1 protein-coding gene is annotated in these 1,143 nt (G+C 66.5%); it reads right to left on the bottom strand.

The window, feature by feature from the left end; all coding sequences use genetic code 11:
- Nucleotides 1-1,077 (bottom strand): IS3 family transposase gene (locus ABIC63_RS29875; protein WP_354322468.1). Its coding sequence is split into 2 segments (ribosomal slippage), with 1,078 coding nucleotides annotated over them: nucleotides 1-816 and nucleotides 816-1,077; the frame shifts between segments, so codons are not numbered across the junction. This gene is flagged as partial in the annotation.
- Nucleotides 1,078-1,143 lie beyond the last annotated feature (66 nt).

Raw genomic sequence — 1,143 nt, 5'->3', positions numbered from 1 at the left:
TCTGGGCCGCGAACTTCGCAGGCGGCATCCGCCCGCAACTGCTGTGCGGGCGCACCTCGTTGTAGTCGGTCCGCCAGCGTGCAATCTCGTCGCGCGCCTGCTTCAGGCTTTGGAACCAATGCTCGTTCAGGCACTCGTCGCGGAACTTGCCGTTGAAGCTCTCGATGTAGGCGTTCTGCGTGGGCTTGCCCGGCTGGTTAAGGATGTGGCGCACGCCCTTGGCCTGCGCCCAGGCCATGAAGGCCCGACTCGTGAACTCCGGCCCCTGGTCGGTTCTGACGGCCTGCGGGTAGCCCCGGAACCGCGCCACCTGATCGAGTACGCGCACAACGTACTGGCCGCCGATGCCGTGGTCCACCGCGAGGTCCACGCACTCGTGGCTGAAGTCGTCGGTGACGGTCAGGCATTTGATGCGCCGTCCGCTGGCCAAGCTGTCGCTGACGAAGTCCATGCTCCACACCTCGTTGACGCTGCGGCACTCATGCAGCGGCACGCGTTCGAGCTTCAGACGCTGCCTGCCGCGGCGCTTGCGCACCGACAGGTCGGCCAGCTTGTAGAGCCGGTACACGCGCTTGTCGTTGATCCTGGTGCCTGCGGCCCGTAGCAGATCGCCGATGCGCCGGTAGCCGAAGCGCCGCCGCTCGTGCGCCAACTCGACGATGCGCTGGCTCATCGCCCGGTCGTGCTGCGCACGCTGGGGCGGATGCCGCCAGCTGTCGCGCGACAGTCCCACCAAGGCGCAGGCGCGCCGTTCACTGATCGAGCTCGCTTCCAGCATCGTGCCCACCGCGCGTCGCTTCGCCGGTGGGCTCAGCGCTTTACGCCAAAGGCCACCTTCAGCGCCTCGTTGTCCAGCACCGCCTCGGCCAGCAGCTTCTTGAGCCGGTTGTTCTCGGCTTCCAGCTCGCGCAGCCGCTTGGCATCGCTGGCCTCCATGCCGCCGAACTTGGCCCGCCACTTGTAGAACGTGGCCGAGCTGAACCCCTCTCGGCGGCACAGGTCCGCCACGCTCATGCCGGCGTCAGCCTGCTTGATGAACCCGATGACTTGCTCGTCTGTGAATCTGCTTTTGCGCATCGCGCGTCCTCTCGGTTGCGCGGATTCTTCTCTATTGCCGTGGTACGGGCGACGGGTTGCAGGTCA

The organism is Pseudacidovorax sp. 1753 (assembly GCF_040544975.1).
Lineage (GTDB): Bacteria > Pseudomonadota > Gammaproteobacteria > Burkholderiales > Burkholderiaceae_C > Xenophilus.
The sequence above is the reverse complement of the archived record's forward strand: the minus strand, read 5'-3'. Positions and strand labels throughout refer to the sequence as shown.